Source organism: Microvirga sp. P4_G7 (genome assembly GCF_056401005.1).
Map to the genome: position 1 here is coordinate 1 of NZ_JBFUKD010001136.1, position 618 is coordinate 618.

At 55.7% G+C, this 618-nt stretch carries 1 protein-coding gene; it reads left to right on the forward strand.

What is annotated here, in order from left to right:
• Positions 1-283: 283 nt before the first annotated feature.
• Positions 284-618: hypothetical protein (locus AC1DT3_RS23490; RefSeq protein WP_477467555.1), on the forward strand; the 335-nt coding region annotated here is incomplete at its 3' end.

Genomic DNA, 618 nt, shown 5'->3' on the forward strand with positions numbered 1-618 from the left:
CGGTTAGACCCTGCTTGAGTGATGTCACTCGCCGGAATGCTTGGAAAGCAACGTATTGGTGAGGAAGTTTTCTTAGCGTGCCACAGCGCACGACGCGGCTAAACACATCATTTATAAGGATGCTGCGAGCGCCTGGTACTGCGATGCCGACGGCCCCTAGCCTGTCGGTTCGCAGCAAATAACGATGCTCGCGAAGTGTCCGAGTCTGACATACGAGGACCTCTTCGCGATCCAGCGCGCTCGATCGACTTCGGACCAACGCGTTGAGATCGGATCACGTCTCTTGAATACGCAGCAGATCGACAGTCTTCTGAGAGGCTCTACCGTCTATCATGAGCTCTTGGACGGCCCGCTAGAGACTCACGGCAAAATACCATTCTATTTCGGAGAGGACGGGCGGGTTGCAGCACGCATGCCGGATGGGCGTATTCGAACCGGGATTTGGAAGGCCGAGGACAATTGTTGTCGAGTCGATTGGGACAACGGCCTCCACAACGTTCGGATGACGATGATGACATTCGGCGGCGCGATCCTTGTGAGCAATGCCGATACCGGCATCATCCGATATACGATCGAGCGGATTCTTCCCGGTGACTCGGAAAGCCTGCTGAAGAGTCG